General features: G+C 54.6%; 1 protein-coding gene. It reads right to left on the minus strand.

Annotation, left to right across the window (positions count from 1 at the left end; all coding sequences use genetic code 11):
* Positions 1-48: 48 nt before the first annotated feature.
* The coding region (locus NKI63_RS30655) for a M24 family metallopeptidase (RefSeq protein WP_352824131.1) at positions 49-820 on the minus strand (772 nt) is incomplete at its 5' end.

Genomic DNA, 820 nt, shown 5'->3' on the forward strand with positions numbered 1-820 from the left:
ATGCCGGCGCATCGTGTGACGCTGCGCCGGCACCCTGCTTTAAGAAATTCAGCTGTTTACGAGCAGATCGCGCGACATGTTGCTCAGCGACTCCGCGCCATTTTCCGTCACGCGAACGGTCTCACTGAAGATATATCCATCCGTCTTTTCAAAAATACCAATGAGGAGATGGAAGGTCATATTGGCCTGGAGTACGGATTCGTCTCCGTCCTGAAAGTTCGGTCCGCCTTCCACCCAATCGATCCCTATTGAGTATCCAATTCTAGATTCTTTTCGTACGCCGCGAGGTGCAAATTCGCGTCGAAAAGCTCGTTCCACATCGCTGCACTTAACGCCAGGGCGTATTGCTTCAAACGCAGCGAGGAACCCGTCCACGCACGCATGATGGACGTGTCGCGATCTAGCCGATGGTTCTCCTAGAAATACCGTTCGCGCCAATGCGCACGCATACCGGTGACGGAAGGCGCCTAGCTCAAAATTCGTCTGGCAGCCCGATTTGTACACCCCATCAGTCCACGTGAGATGGACTGCGTTCGCAGGAGATCCTACGTTCATGGAGATAGGACTGCGGGAGGTCCAGCCCGGAAATTCCGGAGTGCCCGTGTACAGTGCATGACTTACCGCAGCGGCTACGTCGCATTCCCGCGCGCCGACAGAGATTGCAAGCCTGCCGACCTGCATAGCCCTATCCACGATCTTTGCTGCCTGTTTCATGTAGGTCAGCTCAGCAGGTGATTTTATCACCTTCAACGCGGCAACCATCCCATCGGCATCGACTAACTCCGTGACGCCCAAACTCTTGCTTAATACAGCATTTCCC

Origin of the sequence: Mesorhizobium sp. M0410, assembly GCF_040321435.1 — a bacterium.
Lineage (GTDB): Bacteria > Pseudomonadota > Alphaproteobacteria > Rhizobiales > Rhizobiaceae > Mesorhizobium.